The 23,732-nt window shown below is 69.3% G+C and carries 26 protein-coding genes; 5 read left to right on the top strand and 21 right to left on the bottom strand.

The window, feature by feature from the left end; translation table 11 throughout:
• Position 1: 1 nt before the first annotated feature.
• From ccmE to TMZ1T_RS19440, 14 genes are all read right to left on the bottom strand, one after another.
• Positions 2-445 carry a cytochrome c maturation protein CcmE gene (gene ccmE, locus TMZ1T_RS19375; protein WP_012586283.1) on the bottom strand — a complete coding sequence of 148 codons (444 nt, stop codon included), beginning with the start codon at positions 443-445 and terminating at the stop codon, positions 2-4.
• A complete protein-coding gene (gene ccmD / locus TMZ1T_RS19380; RefSeq protein ID WP_004314207.1) occupies positions 442-672 on the bottom strand; it encodes a heme exporter protein CcmD in 231 nt (76 codons plus the stop codon). Before ccmD ends, ccmE begins: the two co-directional genes overlap by 4 nt.
• Entirely contained in the window at positions 672-1,457 is a 786-nt protein-coding gene (ccmC, locus tag TMZ1T_RS19385) for a heme ABC transporter permease CcmC (protein WP_004314205.1), read from the bottom strand. Before ccmC ends, ccmD begins: the two co-directional genes overlap by 1 nt.
• A gap of 57 nt (positions 1,458-1,514) precedes the next feature.
• Positions 1,515-2,183, bottom strand: coding sequence for a heme exporter protein CcmB (gene ccmB / locus TMZ1T_RS19390; protein ID WP_004314203.1), 669 nt, complete (start codon positions 2,181-2,183; stop codon positions 1,515-1,517).
• A complete protein-coding gene (ccmA, locus tag TMZ1T_RS19395; protein ID WP_012586284.1) occupies positions 2,177-2,803 on the bottom strand; it encodes a cytochrome c biogenesis heme-transporting ATPase CcmA in 627 nt (208 codons plus the stop codon). Before ccmA ends, ccmB begins: the two co-directional genes overlap by 7 nt.
• Before the next feature lie 118 nt (positions 2,804-2,921).
• Entirely contained in the window at positions 2,922-3,542 is a 621-nt protein-coding gene (locus tag TMZ1T_RS19400; RefSeq protein WP_004314200.1) for a NapC/NirT family cytochrome c, read from the bottom strand.
• A gap of 23 nt (positions 3,543-3,565) precedes the next feature.
• Entirely contained in the window at positions 3,566-4,018 is a 453-nt protein-coding gene (locus tag TMZ1T_RS19405) for a nitrate reductase cytochrome c-type subunit (RefSeq protein ID WP_004314198.1), read from the bottom strand.
• Positions 4,015-4,950, bottom strand: a complete 936-nt coding sequence (gene napH, locus TMZ1T_RS19410) for a quinol dehydrogenase ferredoxin subunit NapH (protein ID WP_004314196.1) — start codon at positions 4,948-4,950, stop codon at positions 4,015-4,017. Before napH ends, TMZ1T_RS19405 begins: the two co-directional genes overlap by 4 nt.
• Positions 4,947-5,846, bottom strand: coding sequence for a ferredoxin-type protein NapG (gene napG, locus TMZ1T_RS19415; protein WP_004314194.1), 900 nt, complete (start codon positions 5,844-5,846; stop codon positions 4,947-4,949). Before napG ends, napH begins: the two co-directional genes overlap by 4 nt.
• Positions 5,847-5,908: 62 nt before the next feature.
• Positions 5,909-8,455 (bottom strand): nitrate reductase catalytic subunit NapA, encoded by a 2,547-nt coding sequence (gene napA / locus TMZ1T_RS19420; RefSeq protein WP_004314193.1) that lies wholly within the window; start codon positions 8,453-8,455, stop codon positions 5,909-5,911.
• A 1-nt stretch (position 8,456) separates the two neighbouring features.
• A complete protein-coding gene (locus TMZ1T_RS19425; protein ID WP_004314191.1) occupies positions 8,457-8,711 on the bottom strand; it encodes a chaperone NapD in 255 nt (84 codons plus the stop codon).
• The gene (napF, locus tag TMZ1T_RS19430) at positions 8,708-9,244 is read right to left on the bottom strand and encodes a ferredoxin-type protein NapF (RefSeq protein WP_041589718.1); all 537 of its coding nucleotides are present in this window, start codon (positions 9,242-9,244) and stop codon (positions 8,708-8,710) included. Before napF ends, TMZ1T_RS19425 begins: the two co-directional genes overlap by 4 nt.
• A gap of 125 nt (positions 9,245-9,369) precedes the next feature.
• The gene (gene narL, locus TMZ1T_RS19435; protein WP_004314188.1) at positions 9,370-10,014 is read right to left on the bottom strand and encodes a two-component system response regulator NarL; all 645 of its coding nucleotides are present in this window, start codon (positions 10,012-10,014) and stop codon (positions 9,370-9,372) included.
• A complete protein-coding gene (locus TMZ1T_RS19440; RefSeq protein WP_004314186.1) occupies positions 10,011-11,924 on the bottom strand; it encodes a histidine kinase in 1,914 nt (637 codons plus the stop codon). Before TMZ1T_RS19440 ends, narL begins: the two co-directional genes overlap by 4 nt.
• 256 nt (positions 11,925-12,180) lie before the next feature.
• Here TMZ1T_RS19440 and TMZ1T_RS19445 point away from each other — a divergent pair, with 256 nt between their 5' ends.
• Positions 12,181-12,882: a Crp/Fnr family transcriptional regulator gene (locus tag TMZ1T_RS19445; RefSeq protein ID WP_012586286.1), complete on the top strand. Its 702-nt coding sequence runs from the start codon at positions 12,181-12,183 to the stop codon at positions 12,880-12,882.
• A gap of 53 nt (positions 12,883-12,935) precedes the next feature.
• Here TMZ1T_RS19445 and TMZ1T_RS19450 read toward each other — a convergent pair whose 3' ends face one another.
• The 7 genes from TMZ1T_RS19450 to TMZ1T_RS19480 form a co-directional block, all read right to left on the bottom strand.
• The gene (locus tag TMZ1T_RS19450) at positions 12,936-14,384 is read right to left on the bottom strand and encodes an exonuclease domain-containing protein (RefSeq protein WP_012586287.1); all 1,449 of its coding nucleotides are present in this window, start codon (positions 14,382-14,384) and stop codon (positions 12,936-12,938) included.
• A gap of 112 nt (positions 14,385-14,496) precedes the next feature.
• The gene (locus TMZ1T_RS19455; RefSeq protein ID WP_004301132.1) at positions 14,497-14,685 is read right to left on the bottom strand and encodes a DUF3460 family protein; all 189 of its coding nucleotides are present in this window, start codon (positions 14,683-14,685) and stop codon (positions 14,497-14,499) included.
• A gap of 87 nt (positions 14,686-14,772) precedes the next feature.
• Positions 14,773-16,980, bottom strand: a complete 2,208-nt coding sequence (locus TMZ1T_RS19460) for a RelA/SpoT family protein (protein ID WP_004301131.1) — start codon at positions 16,978-16,980, stop codon at positions 14,773-14,775.
• Positions 16,981-16,997: 17 nt separating this feature from the next.
• Positions 16,998-17,213, bottom strand: coding sequence for a DNA-directed RNA polymerase subunit omega (gene rpoZ / locus TMZ1T_RS19465; RefSeq protein WP_004301130.1), 216 nt, complete (start codon positions 17,211-17,213; stop codon positions 16,998-17,000).
• Between the two features lie 2 nt (positions 17,214-17,215).
• Positions 17,216-17,830 carry a guanylate kinase gene (gene gmk, locus TMZ1T_RS19470; RefSeq protein ID WP_012586288.1) on the bottom strand — a complete coding sequence of 205 codons (615 nt, stop codon included), beginning with the start codon at positions 17,828-17,830 and terminating at the stop codon, positions 17,216-17,218.
• A 132-nt stretch (positions 17,831-17,962) separates the two neighbouring features.
• Complete coding sequence (locus TMZ1T_RS19475) at positions 17,963-19,291, bottom strand: ethylbenzene dehydrogenase-related protein (protein WP_012586289.1); 1,329 nt, start codon at positions 19,289-19,291, stop codon at positions 17,963-17,965.
• Between the two features lie 217 nt (positions 19,292-19,508).
• Positions 19,509-20,375: a YicC/YloC family endoribonuclease gene (locus TMZ1T_RS19480; RefSeq protein WP_012586290.1), complete on the bottom strand. Its 867-nt coding sequence runs from the start codon at positions 20,373-20,375 to the stop codon at positions 19,509-19,511.
• Between the two features lie 91 nt (positions 20,376-20,466).
• Here TMZ1T_RS19480 and TMZ1T_RS19485 point away from each other — a divergent pair, with 91 nt between their 5' ends.
• Genes TMZ1T_RS19485 through rdgB form a run of 4 tightly spaced genes read left to right on the top strand, consistent with a single transcriptional unit; the run spans position 20,467 to position 23,730 of the window.
• A complete protein-coding gene (locus tag TMZ1T_RS19485) occupies positions 20,467-21,414 on the top strand; it encodes a serine/threonine protein kinase (RefSeq protein ID WP_012586291.1) in 948 nt (315 codons plus the stop codon).
• 9 nt (positions 21,415-21,423) lie between these two features.
• Positions 21,424-22,347 carry a PP2C family protein-serine/threonine phosphatase gene (locus TMZ1T_RS19490; RefSeq protein ID WP_012586292.1) on the top strand — a complete coding sequence of 308 codons (924 nt, stop codon included), beginning with the start codon at positions 21,424-21,426 and terminating at the stop codon, positions 22,345-22,347.
• 9 nt (positions 22,348-22,356) lie between these two features.
• The gene (gene rph, locus TMZ1T_RS19495; protein ID WP_012586293.1) at positions 22,357-23,088 is read left to right on the top strand and encodes a ribonuclease PH; all 732 of its coding nucleotides are present in this window, start codon (positions 22,357-22,359) and stop codon (positions 23,086-23,088) included.
• Positions 23,089-23,124: 36 nt separating this feature from the next.
• Positions 23,125-23,730 (top strand): RdgB/HAM1 family non-canonical purine NTP pyrophosphatase, encoded by a 606-nt coding sequence (gene rdgB, locus TMZ1T_RS19500; protein WP_004301104.1) that lies wholly within the window; start codon positions 23,125-23,127, stop codon positions 23,728-23,730.
• The last annotated feature ends 2 nt before the right edge of the window (positions 23,731-23,732 follow it).

Here is a 23,732-nt window from a genome sequence, read left to right on the forward strand (position 1 = left end):
GTCACTGGCTCAAGGTCTGGGCGGCCTTCTGGGCCTGTTCCACGGCGTGGGCGGCCTCCGGCGGCATGTAGTTCTCGTCGTGCTTGGCGAGCACTTCGGTGGCGCGGAACACGCCGCCCTCGAGCTTGCCCTGCACCACCGCGCCCTTGCCCTCCTTGAAGAGGTCGGGCAGCGTGCCCTTGTAGGTCACCGGGATGACCCTGGCGGTGTCGGTGATCGCGAAGCGCACCGTTACACCGTCGGCCTCGCGCTGGATCGAGCCGTCCTCGACCATGCCGCCGATACGGAAGGTCTTGCCGGTGGGCGCCTTGCCCTCGGAGACCTCGGTCGGCGTATGGAAGAACACCAGGTTTTGCTGGAAGGCGCTCAGCACCAGGGCGACCGCGGCGAACAGCAGGGCCACCCCGCCGCCGACCAGCATCAGACGTTTGCTACGGGCTTTCATGTTTCCGACTCCATGGCGGGCATCGTGCCTTCGCCGTTACGCTTGCCTGCATCCTTGCCCACCGCGCGGCGCCAGCGCAGCAGGCGACGGGTGGTGTCCTTCCGACGCTGGAACACGAGCACGAGTTCCAGCGCGATCAACGCGAACGCGAGGCCGTAGCTGCCCCACACGTAAAAGGCGGCACCGCCCATGTCCCAGAACGCGGACCAGCTCTCCCACTGCTGCATCAGGCACGCCCTCCGGCGGTTTGCGAAAGCTTCGCGGCGCGCTCGAGCTCGGCGCCGACCCACTCGGTGTGGCGCTCGCGCTCGAGGATCATCGGCCGCACCCGCCACAGCACCACGGCGAGGGTGTAGGCCCACGACGCCAGCGCCATCACCAGCATGCCGGTGAGCATGGTGGTCGCCATCGACGGCGCCTTGGTGAGGCTCACCGAGGCGCCCTGGTGCAAGGTGTTCCACCACTGCACCGAGAAGTAGATGATCGGCACGTTGACCGCGCCCACCAGCGCGATGATTGCGCCGGCGCGGTCGGCGCGGCGCGGATCCTCGATCGCGCGCGTGAGCGCGATGAAGCCGAAGTAGAGGAAGAGCAGCAGCAGCTGCGAGGTCAGGCGCGCATCCCACACCCAGTAGGCGCCCCAGGTGGGCTTGCCCCACAGCGCGCCGGTCCACAGCGCGACGAAGCAGAACATCGCCCCGGTGGGGGCGAGCGCCTGGCTCATCACGAAGGACAGGCGGGTGTTCATGACCAGCCCGACCGCCGACCAGAAGGCCATGACGAGGTAGATGAACATCGACATCCAGGCCGCCGGCACGTGGATGAAGATCACCCGATAGACCTGCCCCTGGGTGGCGTCGGTGGGGGCGACGAAGAAGCCGAGCCACAGCCCGACCGCGGTGAGGACGACGGCGCTCGCGGCGAACCAGGGCGCGAGACGACCGGCGAGGGGATAGAAATTCTGCGGTGCAGCAAACCGCAGCAGGCTGCGACCGCGTTCGGGATTCGTCATGCTTCGAGGCTTCGCTTTCTCGGCCCGCCGCGCCCGCCTGGGGGCGCGGCTGCGTCGTCAATCGGTTGAAATTCTGAGCGCTGCCGCGCACGCCACCGGCGCCAGCGCGAGCGCCCCCGCCAGACCACCGCCGAGCAGCAGCAGATGGGCGGCGGCACCGCTACCCGACAGCTCGGCCTCGACCGCGCCGGCACCGAAGATCAGCACCGGGACGAACAGCGGCAGCACCAGCAGGGCCAGCAGCATGCCACCGCCGCGCAGCCCGAGGGTCAGCGCCGCGCCGACCCCACCGAGCAGCGCGAGGATGGGCGTGCCGAGCAGCAAACTTAGTATCAGCACCGGCAGCCCGCCTTGTTCGAGGTCAAGCAGCAGCCCCATGGCCGGCGCCACCGCCACCACCGGCAGGCCGGTGCTGAGCCAGAACGCCAGCACCTTGGCCATCACCCACAGCGCAGCCGGCTCGCTAGACAGGAGAAGCTGCTCGAGAGTTCCGTCGCTGTAGTCCTGCGCGAACAGGCGATGCAGCGAAAGCAGGCAGGCGAGCAGCGCCGCGACCCACAGCACGCCGGGCGCGATCGCGCGCAGCTGGTTGGGCTCGGCGCCGACGCCGAAGGGGAACAGGCACACCACGATGATGAAGAAGGCGAGCGTGACGAGCACGTCGGCGCGCCCGCGCCAGGCCAGCAGCAGGTCGCGCCGCAGCACGGCGAGGAAGGTGCTCAGCATGCGAAGACTCCGACGTCGAGCACCTCGGGCGGGCGCGCGAAGGGCGCGTCCTGGTGGGTGGTGAGCATCACCATGCCGCCCGCTTCGCAGTGCTGCGAGAGCGTGGCGGCGAGATCGGCGACCGCACGCACGTCGAGCGCGGTGAAGGGCTCGTCGAGCACCCACAGCGGGCGCGCGTTCGACAGGAACAGCCGCGCCAGGCCGACGCGGCGGCGCTGGCCCTGCGACAGCACGCGCGCCGGCAGGTCGAGCTGGTCGGCGAGGCCGATGCGCTGCAGGGCCTGCACGCAGTCCTCCGCGTCGACCGCGTCGCCGGCGGCAGCGCAGGCGAAACGCAGGTTCTCCAGCGGGCTGAGGAGGTCATTGAGCGCGGCGGCGTGGCCGAGGTAGAGCAGGTCGCCGTGGAAGGCCTCGCGCGCGCGCCGGATCGACTCGCCGCGCCAGCGGATCTCGCCGGCCTCGGGCAGCGCCAGCCCGGTGACCAGGCGCAGCAGGCTGGTCTTGCCGACCCCGTTGGGCCCGGCGACGCGCAGCAGGCCACCCGCCTGGAGGCGGAAGGCGAGGTCGCGGAACAGCAGGCGATCGCCTTTCAGGCAGGCGAGACTTTCGACTTCGAGCATGGGGACGGATTGGAACACAGGCGGCCCGGGATGCGCCATCCCGGCACACACCGGAAAGGCGCGCCCCGCGGCGCACCGCTCGATGCGGCGCAGCGCGGGGCGGGGGCTGCGGCGCAGCTCAGTCCTTCTTCGCGGGCGGGTGCATCACCTCGGGAGCGACGCCTTCGCGCGGCGCGCCGATGTGCTGGTCGACCGGCGGCAGCGAGTGCGCGATGCCCTTGTGGCAGTCGATGCAGGTCTTGCCCTCGGCGAAGCCGGCCTGGTGCATCTGGTTGGAGCGACGGCCCTGCACCGAGTAGTCGAAATACTCGTAGTTGTGGCAGTTGCGGCACTCCTGCGAGTTGTTCGCCTTCATGCGGTTCCACTCGTTCTGCGCCAGGCGCAGGCGCTCGGCGGCGAACTTCTCCGGCGTGTCGATGGTGCCCATCACCTTGCCGTAGAGCTCGCGCGAGGCCTTGATCTTGCGGATCATCTTCGGGCCCCACTCCTTGGGCACGTGGCAGTCCGGGCAGGTCGCGCGCACCCCGGTGCGGTTCTGGTAGTGGATGGTGTTGCGATACTCCTTGAAGACGTTCTGCTCCATCTCATGACAGGAAATGCAGAACTTCTCCGTGTTGGTCATCTCCAGGGCCCAGTTGAAGCCCCCCCAGAACACCACGCCCGCGGCGACGAGCAGGACGATGGCGCCCCAGCCCGCACCGCGGATGCGCTGCATCAGGCTCTTGTTGTTGTCGGTCATGTCGATCCCCGTGTGTCGATTCTTCAGCGCAGGCCTTCCGCGCGCTGGAACTTGTTGCCGACCAGCGGCTTGGCGTCGGTCTGGGGCACATGGCACTGCATGCAGAAATAGCGGCGCGGCGAGATGTTCGACAGTTCGCCGCCGTCACGATCCTTGAAGTGGGTCAGGCTGACCTTGGTGGCGCCCGACTCCTTGTAGCGGCTCCAGGCGTGGCAGTCCATGCACTTGTTGAAGTTGATCGTGACCTCGTAGCCCTCCACCTTGTGCGGGATCAGCGGCGGTTGCTGCACGTAGTCGCGCTCGATCGGCGCCTGGTCGGGAATCGGCTTGTAGTTGCCGACCTGCAGCTCCTGCTCGGCCACGTCGGCGCCGCGAATGCTCTTCACCGCCTGCGCCATCGCCGCGGGCGGCACCATGGCACCGAAGCCGACAGCGGCGACGAGCGCGAGCACCAGATTTCGGGTTTGTTTGTTCATGACTCGCTCCTGTTGAATCGGGTCGTAATGCGGAAAACGTCCTTGCCGCACACATCCACGCAGCGTCCGCAGGTGGTGCAGTCGGCATCCAGAATGAGGGGGTGGTCCTGGCCTACGCCCTTGAGCGCGGGCCGGATGACCTGGGGCTCGGGGCAGACGGCGAAGCAGTCCATGCAGTCGTTGCACGCGCTGCGCTTGGCGGCCGAGACCTTGACGACGGCGGCGCGTCCGAGCAGGGCGTAGAAGGCGCCTTGCGGGCACAGGTGGCCACACCAGCCGCGCGGGGCGATGAGCAGGTCGTAGAAGAAGATGCCGCCGACGATGCCCCAGGCCAGTCCGAAACCGAAGATCAGGCCGCGGTGGAACATCGACACCGGATTCACCCACTCCCACGCCAGCGAGCCGGTCGCCGCCGCGATGACCAGCACGAAGCCGAGCAGCCAGTAGCGCGTGCTGCCCGACGGCACCTTGCCACCCTTGAGGCCCAGCCGCCGGCGCAACCAGGCGGCGGCGTCGGTGACGAGGTTGACCGGACACACCCACGAGCAGAACAGCCGCCCACCGAAGAGCAGATAGAAGGCGAGCACGATGCCGGCGCCGAGCAGCGCCTCCCGGTAGGGCCAGTGCCCGGCGGCGAGCTGCTGCACGACCAGGAAGGGGTCGGTGAGCGGCAGCACGCCGAGGGTGAGGCTGGACGACAGGTTGCCCTTGACGATCCACCACCCCAGCCATGGCCCGACGAGGAAGAGTGCGAGGATGCCGAGCTGCGACGCGCGCCGCAGCAGCAGCCACTTGTGCGCGCGCAGCCAGCCCTTCGCCTCCACCGCCTCGCGCCCGGGACGTGCGACCACGCCGCGCATCGCGGCGCCGCGCACGCTGGTGGGCGGGACCTTGCGTTCCGGCACGCCGCCGGCGCCGAGTCGCGCGCTCATGGCTTCCACCCCGAGTCGAGACCACCGCCCGCCGGCTTCGCGGGAACGTAATCCGGCACCTGCGCGGGCGCCTGGACCGGCCCTTGCCCGGGTTCGACCCGAGTGTCACCGTAGGCCTTGCCTTCGAGGCCGCGCACCGGCAGCTCGACCTGGTCGCCGATGAGCGACTTGCCGGCGGCCTCCTTCTCTTCCCAGCCACGCAGGTAGTGTTCGGCCTTCGAGCCTTGCGCCAGCTTGATCGGCAACACCTTGATCGCCGCCTCGCCGGGCAGCACGCAGGCCTTCTCGCACTTGCCGCAGCCGGTGCAGTGCTCGGAATGCACGGTCGGCAGCAGCATCGCGTGACGGTCGGAGCGCGGGTTGTGCATGCGCTCGAGAGTGATCGCCTGGTCGATGACCGGGCACACCCGGTAGCACACGTCACAGCGCAGGCCGAGGAAGTTGAGGCAGTTCTCCTGGTCGATCAGGACCGCCAGCCCCATCTTCGCCTTGGTGATATCGACCAGCGCACGGTCGAGCGCGCCGGTCGGACAGGCCACCACGCAGGGGATGTCCTCGCACATCTCGCAGGGAATGTCGCGCGCCTCGAAGTACGGCGTGCCCGTCGCCACCCCGTCGCCGAACTCGGCCAGCTTCAGGGTCTTGTAGGGACAGTCGCGCACGCACAGGCCGCAGCGCACGCAGGCCGCGAGAAAAGCGTCTTCGGGGAGAGCGCCGGGCGGACGGATGGCCGTCGCCGGCAACGCCGACGCCTGCTTCGCGTACATCCCGGCACCGAGCGCGAGCAGACCCGCACCGCCGGCGACGCCCGCCGCATCCTTTAGGAAGCGGCGGCGCGAAGCCGGAGCGACGGGTTCAACGCGTCCGGTCGATTGCACCTTGTCGTTCATCAGCATCGCGAGCCCCGCCCTCCGCGCGTCCCCCCGGTCGGCGGGGGCCGGACTCGCGCCTCCTCTCATCAGACCTTAAGGACCTTCACCGCGCATTTCTTGTAGTCGGTCTCCTTCGAGATCGGGCAGGTGGCGTCGAGCGTGAGCTTGTTCACCAGCCGGCCTTCGTCGAAGAAGGGCACGAAGATGAGCCCGACCGGCGGCTTGTTGCGGCCGCGGGTCTCCAGGCGGGCGACGATCTCGCCGCGCCGCGACACCACCTTGACCGCCATTCCGCGCTGCAGGCCGCGCTTCTGCGCGTCCTCGGGGTGCATGAAGATCTGTGCCTCGGGCACCGAGCGGTGCAGCTCGGGCACGCGCCGGGTCATCGAGCCGGTGTGCCAGTGCTCCAGCACGCGGCCGGTACACAGCCACATGTCGAACTCGGCGTCGGGCATCTCGGGCGGATCCTGGTAGGGCAGCGCGAACACGACCGCCTTGTTGTCCTTGTGGCCGTAGAACTTCACGCCCTCGCCCGCCTTCACGTACGGGTCATAGCCCTCGCGGAAGCGCCACAGGGTCTCCTTGTTGTCCACCACCGGCCAGCGCAGGCCGCGCGCCTTGTGGTAGACGTCGAAGTCGGCGAGGTCGTGGGCGTGGCCGCGACCGAAGGCGGCGTACTCCTCGAACAAGCCCTTCTGCAGGTAGAAGCCGAGCTCCTTCGACTCGTCGTTCATGTAGCCCGGAATCGCATGCCCGTTGGCCTTCTCGACGTCGGCGAGCGGGAACTTGTTCACCTGGCCGTTGGCGTAGAGCACGTCGTACAGGGTCTTGCCGCGGTACTCGGGCTTCTTGGCGACGAGCTCCTCCGGCCACACTTCCTCGACCTTGAAGCGCTTGGCGAACTGGATGTACTGCCACAGGTCGGACTTGGCCTCGCCCGGCGCCGACACCTGCTGGCGCCAGAACTGGGTGCGGCGCTCGGCGTTGCCGAAGGCGCCTTCCTTCTCGGCCCACATCGCGCACGGCAGGATCAGGTCGGCCGACAGCGCGGAGACGGTCGGATAGACGTCGGACACCACCACGAAGGCCTCCGGGTTGCGCCAGCCCGGGTAGATCTCGTCATTGACGTTGGGGCCCGCCTGCATGTTGTTGGTGGTCGTGGTCCAGTAGCACTTGAGCTTGCCGTCCTTGAGCGCGCGGCTCTGCGCCACCGCATGCAGACCGATCTTGGGCGGGATCGTGCCCTCGGGCAGCTTCCACAATTCCTCGGTGAGCGCGCGGTGCATCGGGTTGGTGACCACCATGTCGGCCGGCAGGCGGTGGGCGAAGGTGCCGACCTCGCGCGCGGTGCCGCAGGCCGAGGGCTGACCGGTGAGCGAGAACGGGCTGTTGCCGGGCTCCGAGATCTTGCCCACGAGCAGGTGGACGTTGTAGATCATGTTGTTCACCCAGGTGCCGCGGGTGTGCTGGTTGAAGCCCATGGTCCAGAACGACACCACCTTGCGGTTCGGGTCGGCATACTGCTCGGCCATCTTGACCAGGCGATCCTCCGGCACGCCCGAAAGCTTCGACACCTTCTCGGCGGTGTACTCCGAGACGAACCTGGCGAACTCGTCGAAGCTGATGTCCTTGGCCGCGCCGGTGTCGCCCTTGGGCTTGCCCTCGGCACCCGGGTAGCCGTTGCTCGTGGCCTTGGCTTCCAGCACATGGTTCGGGCGCAGGCCGAAACCGATGTCGGTCTCGCCGATCTTGAACTTGACGTTGCGCTCGACGAAGGCCTTGTTCACCTTGCCGTTCTGGATGATGTAGTTGCAGATGTAGTTGAGGATCGCCAGGTCGGTCTGCGGCACGAAGATCATCGGGTTGTCGGCGAGCTCGTAGGAACGATGCTCGAAGGTCGACAGCACGTGCACCTGGCAGCCTTGCTTGGACAGGCGGCGGTCGGTGATGCGGCTCCACAGGATGGGGTGCATCTCCGCCATGTTCGAGCCCCACAGCACGAAGGTGTCGGCGTTCTCGATGTCGTCGTAACAGCCCATCGGCTCGTCGATGCCGAAGGTGCGCATGAAGCCGGCCACCGCCGACGCCATGCAGTGGCGCGCGTTGGGATCGAGGTTGTTGGTGCGGAAGCCGGCCTTCATCAGCTTCGAGGCGGCATAGCCCTCCCACACCGTCCACTGGCCCGAGCCGAACATGGCGACGGAGTCGGGGCCGTGCTCCTTGATCGCCTTCTTCCACTTCTGCTCCATGATGTCGAAGGCCTGCTCCCACGAGATCGGCGTGAACTCGCCGTTCTTGTCGAACTGGCCGTTCTTCATGCGCAGCAGCGGCTTGGTAAGGCGGTCCTCGCCGTACATGATCTTGGACAGGAAGTAGCCCTTGATGCAGTTCAGGCCGCGGTTGACCGGCGAGTCCGGATCACCCTGGGTGGCGACCACGCGCCCGTCCTGCACGCCCACCAGCACCGAGCAGCCGGTGCCGCAGAAGCGGCAGGCCGCCTTGTCCCAGCGCACCTTGGTGCCGCCCGCGCCGGGCTGCTGCGCCTCGGCGACGACCGGGATCCCGATGCCGGCGGTGGCGGCCGCCGCGGCGATCGCGTTGTTCTTGATGAATTCGCGTCGATTCATGCTCATGTCAGACCTCCGTCAATTCCAGACCTTCATCGGTGTATTCGTAGGCGATCGTCAGCCCCTGCACCTTGGGCAGCAGGTTCACCGCCAGGATCGAGTCGGTCACCGACCAGCCCGCGCCGTCCTCGATGGTGATGACGATGTTGCCCTTCTCGGCGGACTGCCCGTGCAACTCGACCCCGGGCACCTTCTTCAGGCCCTCGACGATCTCGGGGAAATCCGCGGGAAAGGCCCGCACGACCAGACTTGCAATATTCATGTTGCGCTCTCCGTAGGGAGGGGATTGCGCACGCGCGTGTCGATCGCACGCGTCGGGCACGGGCCGATGCAGGCGCCGCAGGCGGTGCACGCGGCGGCGTCGAGTTCGGGATGGGCGACGCCCCCGAGGCGGGGACGGAAGCGGATGGCGCCCTCGGGGCAGGCCTCGCCGCACACGCGGCATTCGACGCCGCGCGCCGCCAGGCAGGCTGCGCCGATCACGGCGACACGATCCCAGGGCGCAGCGGACGCGTCCTCGCGCCAAAGCGCGCGAGGTTCGCAGGCGGCGACGCAATCGCCGCAGAAGCTGCATTCGCCGCGGCTGAAATCGACCCCGGGGAAGCCGCCGTCCATGCGCACCAGGATGGTGGTGGGACAGGCCTCGATACAACGCTCGCAGCGCGTGCAACGCGCGACGAAGTCGTCCTCCTCCAGCGCCCAGGGCGGGCGGAGTGCGGGCTCGACTGCGCGCGTGCGTCCGAAGAGGAAGTTCCGGCGGGAACTCGCCGCGCGCGGAGATGCGGAGGAAGCCAAGGACGATCCAGCAAATTTCGCAGCCGCCATTACAGCCCAGTAGCAGCAGTCAATTATTGACCTGAGTCAACCTGCGAACTCATCTCAATACAGCCGGGCTTGCCGCGCGCCCCCTTCCCCGCCGCTCAGGCCCGCAGATGCTCCACCGCCCACACCGCGGCCTCGACGCGCGAGCGCAGCTCGAGCTTGCGCAGGATGTGCTTGACGTGGACCTTCACCGTACCCTCCGCGATGTCGAGCTCGCGCCCGATCTGCTTGTTGGGGAGCCCGGCGGCGATCTTCTCGAGGATGCGCAGCTCCTGCTCGGTGAGCCCGGCGGCGCCCGCCGATTGTGGCCGCGACTCGCCGCGCAACGCGGCGGCGAGGAGGTGGTTGAGCTGCGGGGGGATCACCACCCGCCCGGCGGCCACGGCCTGCAGCGCCTCGAGCATGGCCTCGGGCTCCATGTCCTTGAGCAGGTAGCCCTCGGCGCCGCCGCGCAAGGCGGCCACCACATCCTCGCCGGAGTCCGACACGGTGACCATCACCACGCGCGCCTCGCTGCGCGCCGCGCGCAGGCCGCGCAGCATGTCGAGCCCGTCGCCGTCGCGCATGTTGAGGTCGAGCAGGACCAGGTCGGGGCGCAGCTCGCGCGCGAGCACGAGCCCTTCTGCGCCACTGGCGGCCTCGCCGACGAGGACGAAGGCTGGAATCGTGCGCAGCAGCTGCACCAGTCCGCGTCGGAACAGCGGGTGGTCGTCCACGATCAGCACGCGACAGCTCTCGTTCATGTCTCCGTTTCCTTCTTCGCATCACCCTGCGCCATCGCCGCCATGCTCGCGTTGGCGGATCGGAAGCGCACGCACACCCGGGTACCGCTCGGCAGCGCCGGCCCGATGTCGATTTCCCCGCCCATGCTGCGCGCGCGCTCGCGCATGATCGCCAGCCCGTGGTGGTTGCGGGCATCCGCCGGCGGCGCGCCGATGCCGCAGCCGTCGTCGCGCACCTCCAGCAGCACCTCGCCATCCGCGCCGCCACGCAGCGCCACCCAGGCATGGCGTGCCGAAGCGTGGCGCACCATGTTCGACAAGGCCTCGCGCACGATCTGCAGCACATGCACCTCCTGGTTCGGGCTGAGCTGGCAGGCGCCGAGCTCCACGGCGAGCTCGACCTCCAGACCGCCGCGCGTGCCGTATTCGCGCGCCGCATCTTCCATCAGGGTGGCGAGGTCGGCCGACAGGCCGAGGCGGAAGGACACCAGCAGCTCGCGCAGCTGACGGTAGGCGGCGCTGATGCCCTCGCGCAGGTCGGCCAGGATCGGCTCCGCCTCCGCCGTGCGCGCCGGATCGGCGAGTGCGCGCTGCAACAGGCTGACCTGGATCTTCATGTAGGACAGCGCCTGCGCGAGCGAATCGTGCAGCTCGCGCGCGATCACCGAGCGCTCCTCCTGCAGTGCGAGCAGGCGCTCCTGCTCGGTGCGCCGTGCCGCGCCGAGCGCCATGCCGATGTGGCGCGACAGCGCCTCGACGAGCTGGCGCTGCCAGTCCTCGAGGCGCGCGCCGTCGGACAGCGACAGGCGCAGCATGCCGTGATGGTGCTCGCGGTCGCGCAGCGGAAAGCGCAGCAGGGTCGGCGACAGCAGCGCCAGCGCCTGCCCCTCCGAGCCGGCCCGGCAGGCCGCGCAGGCGTCCTCGCCGCGCTCGGCGCGATCCGGACAGGGCCCCATGGACGAGGCGATCACCGCCGCGGGGGCGCCGGGGCGCGGCTCGATGCAGACGAAGGAGCCCTCCAGCCCGGCGACGCGGTCGATGTCGCGCAGGGTCGCCTCGTAGGCGTCGGGCGCGCTCGGCGCCTGGTAGAGCCGGGCGATGGCGTGGTAGAGCAGCTCGAGCGAACGGTTGCTGCGCTGCAGCTCGGCGGTCTTCTCGGTGACGCGCAGCTCGAGCAGGTGATAGTGGCGGGCGAGTTCGTCGGCCATCAGGTTGAAGGCGCTGCCGACCTGGCCGAGTTCGTCCTCCCCGGTGTAGCGCACGCGCACGCCGAAATCACCGCCGGCGATGCGGCGTGCGGCGTCGAGCAGGCCACCGAGCGGGCGCAGCAGCGCCCGCTGCAGCAAGACGATCACCACCAGCACCACCCCCAGCGTCACCGCCGCGGCGAGCGCGAGGATGCGGCGCAGCTCGTCGATACGGCGCTCGTTCTCCTGGCCGAGCACCGCGACCAGGCTATCGACCTGACCGACGAAGTCGTCGACCCCGGCGAGCAGCGTCTCGACCTCGCGCGCATCCGGCGGCACAGGCCCGGCGAGCGCCTCGATCCGCGGCCGCACCGAGCGCTCCCAACCCGCCTGCACGCCGCGGTAGGTCGCCGCGAAGAGCTCTCCCGGGGCCTCGTCCACGAAGCGGCGCAGCGCGGCCTGCTGCAGCTCGCGCTCGATGTCGGCCATCGCCGCGCGCGTGCGCTCGGACACACCGATGCGGCCCTTGAGCGCATCGATCGCGATCAGGTTGGCGATCCGCTGGGTATGGCCGCGCAGGGTGCTGGCCACGGCGATCGCCTGCACGCTGTCGCGGCTGCGATCCACCACGACGAAGGATGCGCTCATGCCCGCCAGCCCGATCAGCGTCATCGCCACGAGGGCGACCGACACCAGCAGCATGATCGAGCGCCTCACGAGCAGGCGGGGGACCGCCAGATACATGTGAAATCTCCATCCGGACGCGATCCGGGACAACAACGTGGACATACCCCTTCCACTTCGATCCTCGGCTGCAACGCCTGCAAGCCTCGACCTTTGCGTCTACTTTTCAGTGACTTGCCAAAATCCGCGGATACCTCTTCGGAGGTATGCCAAAAACACGCGCGCGCCCCGCTGCAGGTCGCGACGCCATGCAGGGTGGAAACCAGCGGCTAGTCTACCGACTGGAAAACCACGCCGACGTCCGCAGGAGATCCGCATGAGCTGCAGGCCCCCCTCCCTCGCCCCCGACGCCAGCGACCTGCTCGCCCGCTTCGCTCCCTTCGACATGCTCGACCCTTGCGCCCGCGAGCGCGTGCTCGCCGCCGCGCGGCCGATCCACGCCGTCCGCGGCGAACTCCTCGTGCAGCAGGAGGACTGTCCGCGCGGTATCTACCTGGTGCTCGACGGAAGAGTCAAATGCTTCGTCCTCTCGCCCTCGGGCGGCGAGAAGATCGTCCGCCTCGCCGAGCCCGGCAGCTTCTTCGGCGAGGAGGCCGCGCTGATCAACCGCCCACACGTGGCCAACGCCCAGGCGATCGGAACGAGCGAGCTGCTGCTGGTGCCGACCGCCGCGCTGCGCACCGCGATGGTGAGCTCGACCGCCTTTTCGGTGTCGATGAGCAACCGGCTCGCGGAAGCCAGCTACGATCTGATGTCGACCATGCAGGTTCAGTTCCAGCTCAGCGGCACGCAGCGCGTCGCCCACTACCTGACCCGGCTCGCGCCGGAAGATGCCGAGCGCTGCGAGATCCGCCTCGACATCGACAAGCAGACCATCGCCGCGCAGCTCAACCTGACCCCGGAAACGCTGTCGCGCATCCTCTCGCAGCTCACCCGCGACGGCATGATCCAGCCGCGCGGCCGCCGCGGCATGGTGCTCAGCAAGCTGTCGCAGCTGCGCGACTGCGCGGCGCACTAGGCCGCGTCCGGCGCATCGTTCGTGGCCGGCACCACCGCGGCAGCCTGCGCCGCTTAACCGCCCCGCTCCCCTTCGCCCGCCTGCGCGGCGAGCACGCGCACCTGCGCGAGATGGGCCGGCACCGCCAGCCAGCGCGCGAGGATGCGCCAGACGTCGGCGTCGAAGGCGCGCGGCGCCGCGGCGAGGGCGAGCGCGCCGGCCTCGTCCTGCGCGCTGCCCAGGTGGCACCAGCGGTCGAACACCTGCAGCCGGTGCGGGCCGTGCGCGCGCACCTCTTCCACCGCCACCGGCCCCGCCCACGGCCAGGGCTTGACGCCCACCCCGGCGAGCGCGCCGGCGAGGCGGGCGTCGTGCTCCTCGGGGGTCTCGCGCCGCGCGCACACGCCCGCGCAGCGCCGTGCGGCGTGCGCGGTGCAGGGGCCGCTGCCGCCCTCGAGGCCGAGCCGGCGCGGGCACAGCCGGTACAACAGCGCCAGCTCGCGCAGCAGGTTGTCCGCCTCGCGGCGGTTGCGGAACACGCCATGGAGGTCGTGCCAGTCCGCCGGGTCGGTGCCGGCGATCGCCACCGTCTCGTAGATCGGCGCGCGCCGCCGCCTGGGCAGCAGGCGCAGCGCGAAGGCGGCCTCGGCGGGCTCCTGCGGACGGTTGTACGGCGGTGCCAGCGCACGCAGCAGGGCGTTCTCGCGCAGCGAGGTGTCGAGCTCGCCGGCGGTCTCGATCCACTCCACCCGCTTCACCCGCGCCGCCAGCTCGGCGTCGCGCCCCTTGCGCGCACCCGCGCCGAAATGCTCGCGCACCCGCGCGCGCAGACTCTGCGCGCGCCCGACGAAGAGTGCCGGGTCGCGCGCGCCCGCAGGCGGTGGCTCGGGCTGGGCGTGGAAAAGATAGAGCCCGGGGGCGTCGGGCAGGGCCTCGAGCATGCCTTCGGGCAAGCCGGGCGGCTGCGTCGGCGCCTTCATCGCGCGTGCGGCTGCGCGCGCCAGCACCTCGGGCGCGAAGCCGGCCTCCAGCCCGCGCACGAACTGCCACAACACCTCGACGTCGCCCATCGCGCGGTGGCGCGCGGCGCAGACGAGGCCGTGGCGCTCGATCAGCGCATCCAGTCCATGGCGGTGGTGTTCGGGGTAGAGGGCGCGCGACAGCTTGACGGTGCACAGCACCGGCGCCTCGAACTCGCGACCGATGCGGGTGAAGGCGTTGCGGATGAAGCCGTAGTCGAAGCGCGCGCTGTGGGCGACGAAGACGCAGCCCTCGAGCAGCGCGGCGACCGTATCGGCCAACACCTCGAAGGCGGGCGCCTCGGCCACCATGGCGTCGGAGATGCCGGTGACCTCCTCGATCAGCGGCGGGATGGGCTGGCCGGGCGCGACCAGACTCTCCCAGCGCGCGACGACCTCGCCGTCCTCGACGCGCAGGATGGCGATCTCGGTGATGCGGTCGCGCACCGGGTGCGCGCCGGTGCTCTCGACATCGATGAAGGCGAGACGACTCGGCAGGCTCATGTCGGCCTGACGCGATGCCGGAGGCGAGCTTGCAACGGAGGGACGAGGCGCCGCGGCCGGAGCGGGCGGCGGCGCGAGCACAGCCGCGTCACCCCCGGCGCGTCATGCCGGATCAGTTGTTGATGTCGTAGTAGTAGGGCTTGACCGGCACGCGGGCGGCGGCGACGCGCTTCTGCTCCTCGACGCTCTGCGGCTTGTCCCACCACAGGGCACGGCCCTCTTTCTGCTCGTCGCGCTGCTCCGGGTGCTTCTCCATCCACTCGCGCATGAACTTGGTGTGATCGGATTCGTACATCGCCATGTCGGGTCCCCCGTGGGTTCACGTGCGGCGCCACAGAGGCGTCGCGGTCGGCGCGCATTCTAGCAGCGTCGGCGGACGGCGGGGTCCTCAGCCGACGCGGCCGTCGGCCTTGACGCGTCCGATGCGCACCACTTCCTGCACCCTGCGCACGCCGCGCATCACGCGCGCCAGGTGCATGCGGTCGTGCACCTGCACGGTGAAGTTGAGCGCGGTGTATTCGCCCTGTCCGCCATCCATGCTGACGCTCTGGATGTTGCTGTCCTCCTCGGCGATCGCACTCGCCACCCGCGCCAGCACGCCGCAGGCGTTGTGGCTGAGCACGCGGATGCCGACGTCGAACAGGCGGTCGTCGACCATGTGCTCCCACTCGACATCCACCCAGCGCCCGCGGTCGCCGCGCAGCTTGGCCACGTTGGGGCAGTCGTGGGTGTGGACTTCGAGGCCCTGGCCCTTGCGCAGGGTGCCGATGATCGGGTCCCCCGGGATGGGATGGCAGCAGCGCGCGAGCTGCACCGCCACACCTTCCGAGCCGCGGATGCTGATCGCCCCCGCCGGCTTGGGCTTGACCACGTCCGGGCGACCGGACTCGAGGTCCTGCGCCTCGGCGAGGCGGCGCGCGACGATGACCGGCAGGCGCTTGCCGAGCCCGAGGTCGGAGAAGACCTCCTTCTTGTGGCGCACGCCGCGGTCGCGCAGGAAGCGGTCCCAGGCGAAGCTGGAGATCTGCCCGAGGGTGAGCCCGTGCGGGCGCAGCGCCTGGTTGAGCAGGCGCTCGCCGAGCGTGACCGACTCGTCCTGCTGCGCGTTCTTCATGAAGTGGCGGATCTGCGCGCGCGCCTTGCCGGTGCGCGCGTAGGACAGCCAGGCCGGGTTGGGGTTGGCGTGGGCCGCGGTGATGATCTCGACCTGGTCGCCATTGCGCAGCTCGCTGCGCAGCGGCATCAGGTCGCCGTTGATGCGGCAGGCAACGCAGCGATTGCCGACGTCGGTATGCACCGCGTAGGCGAAGTCGACCGGGGTCGAGCCCTTGGGCATCGAGAAGATCTTGCCCTTGGGCGAGAACACGTAGACCTCGCCGGGGAAGAGGTCGATCTTGACGTGCTCGAGGAACTCGGTGGCCTCGCCCGAGGCCGACTGCAGCTCGAGCAGGGACTGCAGCCAGGAGTGCGTCTTCTGCTGCAGCTCGGTGAGGGTCTTCTCGTCTTCCTTGTACAGCCAGTGCGAGGCCACGCCGGTCTCGGCGATGTGGTGCATCTCGCGGGTGCGGATCTGCACCTCGACCGGCATGCCGAAGGGACCGATCAGGGTGGTGTGCAGGCTCTGGTAGCCGTTGGCCTTGGGGATGGCCAGATAGTCCTTGAACTTGCCCGGCACCGGCTTGTACATCGAGTGCAACGCACCGAGCGCGAGGTAGCAGCTCGGCACGTCCTTGACGATGACGCGGAAGCCGTAGATGTCGAGCACCTGCGAGAAGGACAGGTGCTTCTCGACCATCTTGCGGTAGATGCCGTAGAGGTGCTTCTCGCGCCCCTGCACCTCGGCGGCGATGCCCCACTGCGGCAGGCGCTCCTCGATGCTGGCGAGGATCTTGCCGACCACCTCGCGGCGGTTGCCGCGCGCCGAGCGGATCGCCTTGGCGAGCACCTCGAAGCGCAGCGGGTACTTGTTGCGGAAGGACAGCTCCTGCAGCTCGCGGAAGAGGTCGTTGAGCCCGAGCCGGTTGGCGATCGGCGCGTAGATCTCGAGCGTCTCGTTGGCGATGCGGCGGCGCTTGGCCGGACGCATGTGGTCCAGCGTGCGCATGTTGTGCAGACGGTCGGCGAGCTTGATGAGGATGACGCGCAGGTCGCTCGCCATCGCCAGCAGCATCTTGCGGAAGTTCTCCGCCTGCGCCTCTTCCTGCGAGCGGAACTCGATCTTGTCGAGCTTGGAGAGGCCGTCGACGAGTTCGGCGGAGACCTTGCCGAAGCGCTCGGCGATCTCCGCCTTTGTGATGTGGGTGTCCTCCATCACGTCGTGGAGGAGCGCGGCGATCAGCGCCTGCGGGTCGAGGTGCCAGTCGGCGACCAGCGAACACACCGCCACCGGGTGGCTGACATAGGGCTCGCCGCTGACGCGGAACTGGCCGGCGTGGGCATCGGCGGAGAAGTGGTAGGCCGCCTCGACGCGGCCCACGTCCTCGGGCCGGAGGTAGGTCTGCAGCTTGGTCTTGAGCTGCTGGAAGTCGAGCGCGAGCACGCTCGACACCGGCGGGCGGAAGACTTCGGGGGCTGGGCCTGCTTCGGCGGCTTTCATGCAACCCCCGGGCGATTTCAGGCCTGGCCGCGGTTGAGCATCTCGAGGCCGACCTTGCCCGCTTCGATCTCGCGCAGCGCGATCACGGTCGGCTTGTCCCGGTCGAGCGGATCGACGTCGATCTGCGGCGTGCCGCCAGCGGTGAGCTGGCGGGCACGATAGGTCGCCGCCAGGGTGAGCTGGAAGCGGTTCGGGATCCTCTTGAGGCAGTCTTCTACGGTGATGCGGGCCATGTTCAATCCTGTTCGAGAAAGGCGAAGTACTCGGGATGCCGCTGGTGCTGCTTGGCGCAGCGCAAACGCGCGGCGCGCACCACGGCGACGAGGTCGTCGAGTGCGGCATCGATTTCGTCGTTGATTATAACGTAGTCGAATTCCGCGACATGGCGCATTTCCCCGCGCGCGCCGAGCAACCTGCGGCTGATGACCTCGTCGCTGTCGGTATTGCGACCGCGCAGGCGGGCCTCGAGTTCATCCATCGAGGGCGGCAGGATGAAGACCCCGACCGCGTCCGGGAAGTGCTTGCGCACCTGCTGCGCGCCCTGCCAGTCGATCTCGAGCAGGGTATCGCGCCCGGCCTCGACCTGCTGCTTGAGCCACACGCGCGAGGTGGCGTAGTAGTTGCCGTGCACCTCGGCCCATTCGAGGAACTCGCCGCGGTCGCGCAAGGCACGGAAGGTGGGCACGTCGACGAAGTTGTACTCGCGCCCGTCCTGCTCGCCGGGGCGCGGCGCGCGCGTGGTGTAGGAGATCGACAGCTGCACGCGCGCGTCGCGCTGCAGCAGCCCGCGCACCAGGGTGGTCTTGCCGGCGCCCGAGGGCGCGGTGACGATGAAAAGGGTTCCGGCCATGGTCGTTGTCTCAGGGCCGGTGCAGCGCACCGGCAGAGGGATGGGAGGCGGCCGACGCAGCAGAACGGCCGCCGAGGGGAGCCGCCGGGCGGGCGGCAGCGTGCTGCAACCGCAAGCGTTGCCGGAAGGCGCTCACTCGAGCGCGACCGAGGAGATGGTGGCTTTCGTGCCGATCCCCAGGGTCAGCGGGAAGGACACATGATGGAAACGCGTTGTGACGTTGTCGTCATGAACGGCAAAGCCCACGTTGACGACGCCGCCCGGCTTCAGGGCCTTGTCGTCGTCGGCATGCCCGGTGTCGAGCTTGCGCGTCCACAGCACCGTCCACTGGCCATCCGCCCACTCGCCGCGGACGTCGGCATTGTCCGCCGCCGAACCGCTTGCGTCGGCGCGTGAGAGCAGGCGCCCGGGAAGGACGTCGCCCTTCTTCCAGCCCGCGGCCGGATCGTAGGCCACGGCGTTGTCTTCCCGGATCAGCGCGTGCGGCTTCGACGCGTTGCCGACATCCGCGAGCGCAAGCGCCTTCACACCGACTTTCGCAGGGTCGAACATGAACTTCGGCGTCATGGTCTTGCGGTCGACGTTCCAGCCGAACGGGCCCTTGCCGGCGTCGACGAGGCGATAGTCGAGCACGTAGCCATCGTCGGCCATGCCCACCGGATTGCTGCGATGACCGCGCCACTGCATCAGCTCGACGAAGGCGCCCGCCTCCTTGAGGCGGGCGATCTCCTCCGGCGCGCGGGTCTTGTCCCAGCTCGCCGCCTCGTCCGTGCGCGTGGCCGGCAGATACTTGCGCACGTCGCTTTCCTTGTGCGTCTGACCGATCAGCGGATGGGCCTGGACCTGTTCCTTGGTCGGCTCTCCGGGCATGTCGCGCATGCCGGTGTGGCAGGTCAGCCAGCAGCCCTGGTTGGCGAACATCGGCACCTTGCCGTCGTCGATCATCACCGACAGGCGATCCTCGTAGAGCGGCGGCTGGGCGCCGCTGCGCACGGCTTCCTTCGAGCGCGGCCCGCCGATGAAGGCCCACTTCTCGCCGTCGTACATCATGTAGTCGTGCATCTGCCCGGCCCGCGCCATCTGCGTCTTCCACTGGAAGCGCAGGTACAGGTTGGCGTCGTCATGGGCGGCCTGGACCTGGAGCGCGACCGCGCCGAGCTTGCCGGCGATCGGGACCGGTTCGTGCCGCCCGCCCTTGACGAGGGTGGCGCCGAGTTCGGCCTCCTCGCCCTCGTGGCAGGACAGACAGGCTTCGCCCTCCCTGACCTTGGCATTGGCACGCTTGTGCTCCGCGCTGCGCAGCCAGCCGTAATCGACCTGCCCGGGATAGAACAGCGTCACCGTCTGCACCGGGATGGCTGCCCAGTCAGCGGGAGCCGCGGCGAAGGCCGGTGTCGCTGCAGCAGCCACACAAGCGGCGAATGCTGCGGCGCCGGAAGCACTCCATGTCGATGTAGTCATCATTTCTCTCCGTCTGATCCGGGGACAAACATGCGCGGAGGCTGCCGGGCGCTGGCGATTGCAGCGCTGCCGTGCCCGCCCGCACAAGGATCTCCATGCCAGCCGGAAAAAACCTGAAGCGGCCGGGTGGAGGCCCTCTTGTTACCACGAACGGCACGTGCTCGATAGACCGACACCCGGCCCTTCCACCTCCCCGCTCCCCGGGGGCGGTCATTCCTCACTCGAGGTTCTGCACCTGCTCGCGCATCTGCTCGATCAGCACCTTCATCTCCATCGCGATCGCGGTGATGTCGGTGGCGGGCGACTTGGAGGCCAGGGTGTTGGCCTCGCGGTTGAGCTCCTGCATGAGGAAGTCGAGCCGCTTGCCGGCGGCGCCGGCGCTCTTCAGGATGCGCTCGACCTCGTCGAGGTGGGTGGACAGGCGGGTGAGCTCCTCGTCCACGTCGATGCGCTGGGCGTAGAGCGCGACCTCCTGGCGGACGCGGTCCTCGTCCAGGCTGGCGACGGCGTCGCGCAGCTTGGCGGTCAGGCGCTCCTGGTACTCGAGCACCACCGCCGGCATGCGCGGGGCCGCCTGGGCGACGAGCTCGCGCATGCGTGCGACGCGCTCGCGGATCATGTCGGCGAGCTTGTCGCCCTCGCGCTGGCGGGTGGCGACGAGCTCGTCGAGCGCGGTGTTGGTCAGCTCGACGATCGCCGGCAGCATCTCGTCGAAGCCGAGGCTGTCGTCGGCAAGCATGCCCGGCCAACGCAGCAGCTCGTTGACCGACAGCGGCGCGGCGTCGGGGAAGCGCGCACGCAAGCCGTCCTGCGCAGCGGCGAGCTGGTCGAGCAGCGCGCCGTTGAGCGCCATGCTGCGCGGCGCGGCGTGGCCGGCCTGCAGGTTGAGGCGACATTCGACCTTGCCGCGGCCGAGGCGCGCGGAGATGCGCTCGCGGATCGCGGGCTCCGCGGCGCGCAGGTCGTCGACGATGCGGAAGCCGAGATCGAGATAGCGCGAGTTGACGCTGCGCAGCTCGAGATGAAGGCTGACACTACCCAGGTCTCGCGTCTGAACCGCGAAACCTGTCATGCTCTGGACCATGGGGCGCTCCGGGGACCGCGCCCGATCGGATAAACTGGGCGCCTGGATCAGGAATGAAACCGCGAAAACAGCGATTCTAGCGCTCTCGAAGATGCCGTCTCAAGCCAACTGCGCGCTGCCACCGGGGTTTCAGCTCGACCAGTACCGCATCGAGCGGCAACTGTCGCTGGGCGGCTTCTCGATCGTCTATCTCGCGCGCGACGCGCATGGCATGGCCGTGGCGATCAAGGAATACCTGCCCAACTCGCTCGCCCTGCGCAAGGAAGGCGAGACCGAACCGCAGGTCAGCGAGGAGCATCGCCTCGCCTTCCGCTACGGCATGAAGTGCTTCTTCGAGGAAGGCCGCTCGCTCGCCAAGCTGATGCATCCGAACGTGGTGCGGGTGCTCAACTTCTTCCGCGCCAACGGCACGGTGTACATGGTCATGCAGTTCGAGCGCGGCCGCACCCTGCACGACTACATCCGCAAGCACCGCGGCGAGGTCAAGGAGATGCTGATCCGCGCGGTGTTCGCGCGCATGCTCAATGGCCTGCGCGAGGTGCACGCGCACAAGCTCATGCACCTCGACATCAAGCCGTCCAACATCTACCTGCGCAACGACGGCACCCCGGTGCTGCTCGACTTCGGCGCCGCGCGCCAGACCCTGATGAGCGACCAGCCGGTGCTCAAGCCGATGTACACGCCCGGATACGCCGCGCCGGAACAATACGAGAAGGGCGCCCAGCTCGGTCCGTGGACCGACATCTACAGCGTGGGTGCGAGCCTGCACGCCTGCTTCGTCGGCAGCCCGCCGCCGCGCGCGGACGAACGCGCGCGGGAAGACACGCTCCAGCCCCTGGCGAGGACCCAGGCCGGGCGCTACAGCCGGCAGCTGCTCGAGCTCGTCGACTGGTGCCTTCACCTCGACCCGCAGCAGCGCCCGCCCAGCGTGTATGCGCTGCAGAAGGCGCTGATCCATCAAGAAAACGCCCCCGAGCGTCCGGAACACTGGTTCTCGGACTTGGGCAGCCGGCTGCGCTCCTTCATCGGCCGCAGCTGAGGACCCGCCATGCGCTTCACCATCTACCAGGAAAGCCGCCCCGGCAAACGACGCGACAACCAGGACCGCATCGCCCACTGCTACTCGCGCGACGCCCTGCTGATGCTGGTCGCCGACGGCATGGGCGGCCACCTGCACGGCGAGGTGGCGGCGCAGATCGCGGTGCAGTGCATCGCCGAGCGCTTCCAGGCGGAGGCGCGGCCGCTGCTGCCCGACCCCCAGCTGTTCCTCGCGCGCGCGATCGAACGCGCCCACCACGCCATCCTCGACCATGCGCTCGACCGCCAGCTGCCGGAGGCGCCGCGCACCACCCTGGTCGCGTGCGTGATCCAGCGCGGCGCGGCGTACTGGGCGCACGCCGGCGATTCGCGACTCTACCTGCTGCGTCGCGGCCACCTGGTCACGCGCACGCGCGACCATTCGCGCACCCAGCTGATGATCGACCAAGGCGTGATCAAGCCGGAGGAGGCCCACCTCCACCCCGGGCGCAACCGCATCTATTCCTGCCTCGGCGGCAATTACAACCCGCAGGTGGAGTATTCTCCGCGCACCCCGCTGCGCGACGGCGACCTGCTCGCGCTCTGCACGGACGGCGTGTGGGGCCCGATCGACGACGACGGCCTGGTGGTGAACCTCACCGCCGGCGTGCTCAGCCGGGCGGTGCCGCGGCTGATGGACATCGCCGAGCGCAAGGCCGGCGCCAGCGCCGACAACCTGTCGATGGTGGCGATGTGCTGGCACGACGAGAACGCCGTCGGCGCCGCGACCGTCGAATCGATCTCCACCCGCACCATGGAACTGGACGGCTTCGAGTCCCGCCTGGACCTCTCCGGCCCGGGTCCGACGGCCGTCGCCGAACTCGACGAGGACGAGATCGAGCGCGCCATCCGCGAGATCAACGCCGCCATCCACAAATTCGACTCCCGCTCCTAGGACCTCACGATGCGACCCAGCCTGCGCCAGCCCGACCAACTCCGCGCCGTCCGCCTCACCCGCGGCTTCACCTGCCACGCCGAAGGCTCGGTGCTGGTCGAATTCGGCGCCACCCGCGTGCTGTGCACCGCCAGTGTCGAGGAGACGGTACCCGGCTTCCTGCGCGGCAAGGGCCAGGGCTGGGTGACCGCCGAATATGGCATGCTGCCGCGCGCCACTCACACGCGCAGCGCGCGCGAGGCTGCCAAGGGCAAGCAGAGCGGGCGCACCCAGGAGATCCAGCGCCTGATCGGGCGCAGCCTGCGCGCGGTGGTCGACCTCGGCGCGCTCGGTGAGCGCCAGATCGTCGTCGACTGCGACGTGCTGCAGGCCGACGGCGGCACGCGCACCGCCGCCATCACCGGCGCCTGCGTCGCCGTGCATGACGCGCTGGTCGGCCTGGTCGCCGCGGGCAAGCTCGCCCACAATCCGATGCGCGAGTTCGTCGCCGCGGTGTCGGTCGGCATCCACCAGGGCGTGCCGGTGCTCGACCTCGACTACGCCGAGGACTCCGACTGCGACACCGACATGAACGTGGTGATGACCGAGGGCGGCGGCCTGATCGAGGTCCAGGGCACGGCCGAGGGCACCCCGTTCTCGCGCGCCGAGCTGGACGCCCTGCTCGACCTCGCCGAACTCGGGGGCCGGCAGCTGTTCGAATTGCAGCGTGGCGCGGTGCGCTCGGCCATCTTCACGGCCTGAGCCCGGCCCGCGCCAGGCTTCGCCAGGAGAACAAGCATGAGCAAACGACTCGTCCTCGCCAGCAACAACGCCAAGAAGGCCGCCGAGATGCAGGCCCTGCTCGCCCCGCTCGGCATCGAGGTGATCCCGCAGTCCGTGTTCGGCGTCGGCGAAGCCGAGGAGCCCCACCCGAGCTTCGTCGAGAACGCCCTCGCCAAGGCCCGCCACGCCTCCGCCGCCACCGGCCTTCCGGCGGTCGCCGACGACTCCGGCCTGTGCGTCGAGGCGCTCGGCGGCGCGCCGGGGGTCATCTCCGCCCGCTTCGCCGGCGAACCCAGATCCGACGCGCGCAACAACGCCCTGCTGCTGGAAAGGCTCGCCCACCTCCCAGAGCCCGCGCAGCGCCGCGCCTATTTCTATTCGGCCGTGGTGCTGGTGCGCCACGCCGACGACCCGCGCCCGCTGATCGCCGACGGCGAATGGCACGGCGAGATCCTCCCCGCCGCGCGCGGCGAAGGCGGCTTCGGCTACGACCCGCTGTTCTGGGTTCCCGAACTGGAGCAGACCGCCGCCGAGCTGGATTCGGCGCTCAAGAACACGCTCAGCCACCGCGGCGCCGCGATGCGCCACCTGCTCGACCGCCTCGCCGAGCACCCTCTTTGAGC

The organism is Thauera aminoaromatica (genome assembly GCF_000021765.1).
Classification (GTDB): domain Bacteria; phylum Pseudomonadota; class Gammaproteobacteria; order Burkholderiales; family Rhodocyclaceae; genus Thauera; species Thauera aminoaromatica.

What these genes read in the sequence shown, in the direction of transcription:
- napH (WP_004314196.1), bottom strand. Translation starts at nt 4,950, where the DNA reads ATGAGCGCGCGACTCGGCGCCGGCGGCGTGCCGGAACGCAAGGTCCCG.
- TMZ1T_RS19425 (WP_004314191.1), bottom strand. Translation starts at nt 8,711, where the DNA reads ATGAATATTGCAAGTCTGGTCGTGCGGGCCTTTCCCGCGGATTTCCCC.
- ccmB (WP_004314203.1), bottom strand. Translation starts at nt 2,183, where the DNA reads ATGCTGAGCACCTTCCTCGCCGTGCTGCGGCGCGACCTGCTGCTGGCC.
- TMZ1T_RS19445 (WP_012586286.1), top strand. Translation starts at nt 12,181, where the DNA reads ATGAGCTGCAGGCCCCCCTCCCTCGCCCCCGACGCCAGCGACCTGCTC.
- TMZ1T_RS19480 (WP_012586290.1), bottom strand. Translation starts at nt 20,375, where the DNA reads ATGGTCCAGAGCATGACAGGTTTCGCGGTTCAGACGCGAGACCTGGGT.
- rpoZ (WP_004301130.1), bottom strand. Translation starts at nt 17,213, where the DNA reads ATGGCCCGCATCACCGTAGAAGACTGCCTCAAGAGGATCCCGAACCGC.
- gmk (WP_012586288.1), bottom strand. Translation starts at nt 17,830, where the DNA reads ATGGCCGGAACCCTTTTCATCGTCACCGCGCCCTCGGGCGCCGGCAAG.
- TMZ1T_RS19405 (WP_004314198.1), bottom strand. Translation starts at nt 4,018, where the DNA reads ATGAACAAACAAACCCGAAATCTGGTGCTCGCGCTCGTCGCCGCTGTC.
- TMZ1T_RS19485 (WP_012586291.1), top strand. Translation starts at nt 20,467, where the DNA reads ATGCCGTCTCAAGCCAACTGCGCGCTGCCACCGGGGTTTCAGCTCGAC.
- ccmC (WP_004314205.1), bottom strand. Translation starts at nt 1,457, where the DNA reads ATGACGAATCCCGAACGCGGTCGCAGCCTGCTGCGGTTTGCTGCACCG.
- ccmE (WP_012586283.1), bottom strand. Translation starts at nt 445, where the DNA reads ATGAAAGCCCGTAGCAAACGTCTGATGCTGGTCGGCGGCGGGGTGGCC.
- TMZ1T_RS19455 (WP_004301132.1), bottom strand. Translation starts at nt 14,685, where the DNA reads ATGGCGATGTACGAATCCGATCACACCAAGTTCATGCGCGAGTGGATG.
- TMZ1T_RS19475 (WP_012586289.1), bottom strand. Translation starts at nt 19,291, where the DNA reads ATGACTACATCGACATGGAGTGCTTCCGGCGCCGCAGCATTCGCCGCT.
- TMZ1T_RS19490 (WP_012586292.1), top strand. Translation starts at nt 21,424, where the DNA reads ATGCGCTTCACCATCTACCAGGAAAGCCGCCCCGGCAAACGACGCGAC.
- rph (WP_012586293.1), top strand. Translation starts at nt 22,357, where the DNA reads ATGCGACCCAGCCTGCGCCAGCCCGACCAACTCCGCGCCGTCCGCCTC.
- TMZ1T_RS19440 (WP_004314186.1), bottom strand. Translation starts at nt 11,924, where the DNA reads ATGTATCTGGCGGTCCCCCGCCTGCTCGTGAGGCGCTCGATCATGCTG.
- narL (WP_004314188.1), bottom strand. Translation starts at nt 10,014, where the DNA reads ATGAACGAGAGCTGTCGCGTGCTGATCGTGGACGACCACCCGCTGTTC.
- TMZ1T_RS19450 (WP_012586287.1), bottom strand. Translation starts at nt 14,384, where the DNA reads ATGAGCCTGCCGAGTCGTCTCGCCTTCATCGATGTCGAGAGCACCGGC.
- TMZ1T_RS19460 (WP_004301131.1), bottom strand. Translation starts at nt 16,980, where the DNA reads ATGAAAGCCGCCGAAGCAGGCCCAGCCCCCGAAGTCTTCCGCCCGCCG.
- TMZ1T_RS19400 (WP_004314200.1), bottom strand. Translation starts at nt 3,542, where the DNA reads ATGACCGACAACAACAAGAGCCTGATGCAGCGCATCCGCGGTGCGGGC.
- napA (WP_004314193.1), bottom strand. Translation starts at nt 8,455, where the DNA reads ATGAGCATGAATCGACGCGAATTCATCAAGAACAACGCGATCGCCGCG.
- ccmD (WP_004314207.1), bottom strand. Translation starts at nt 672, where the DNA reads ATGCAGCAGTGGGAGAGCTGGTCCGCGTTCTGGGACATGGGCGGTGCC.
- napG (WP_004314194.1), bottom strand. Translation starts at nt 5,846, where the DNA reads ATGCTGATGAACGACAAGGTGCAATCGACCGGACGCGTTGAACCCGTC.
- rdgB (WP_004301104.1), top strand. Translation starts at nt 23,125, where the DNA reads ATGAGCAAACGACTCGTCCTCGCCAGCAACAACGCCAAGAAGGCCGCC.
- ccmA (WP_012586284.1), bottom strand. Translation starts at nt 2,803, where the DNA reads ATGCTCGAAGTCGAAAGTCTCGCCTGCCTGAAAGGCGATCGCCTGCTG.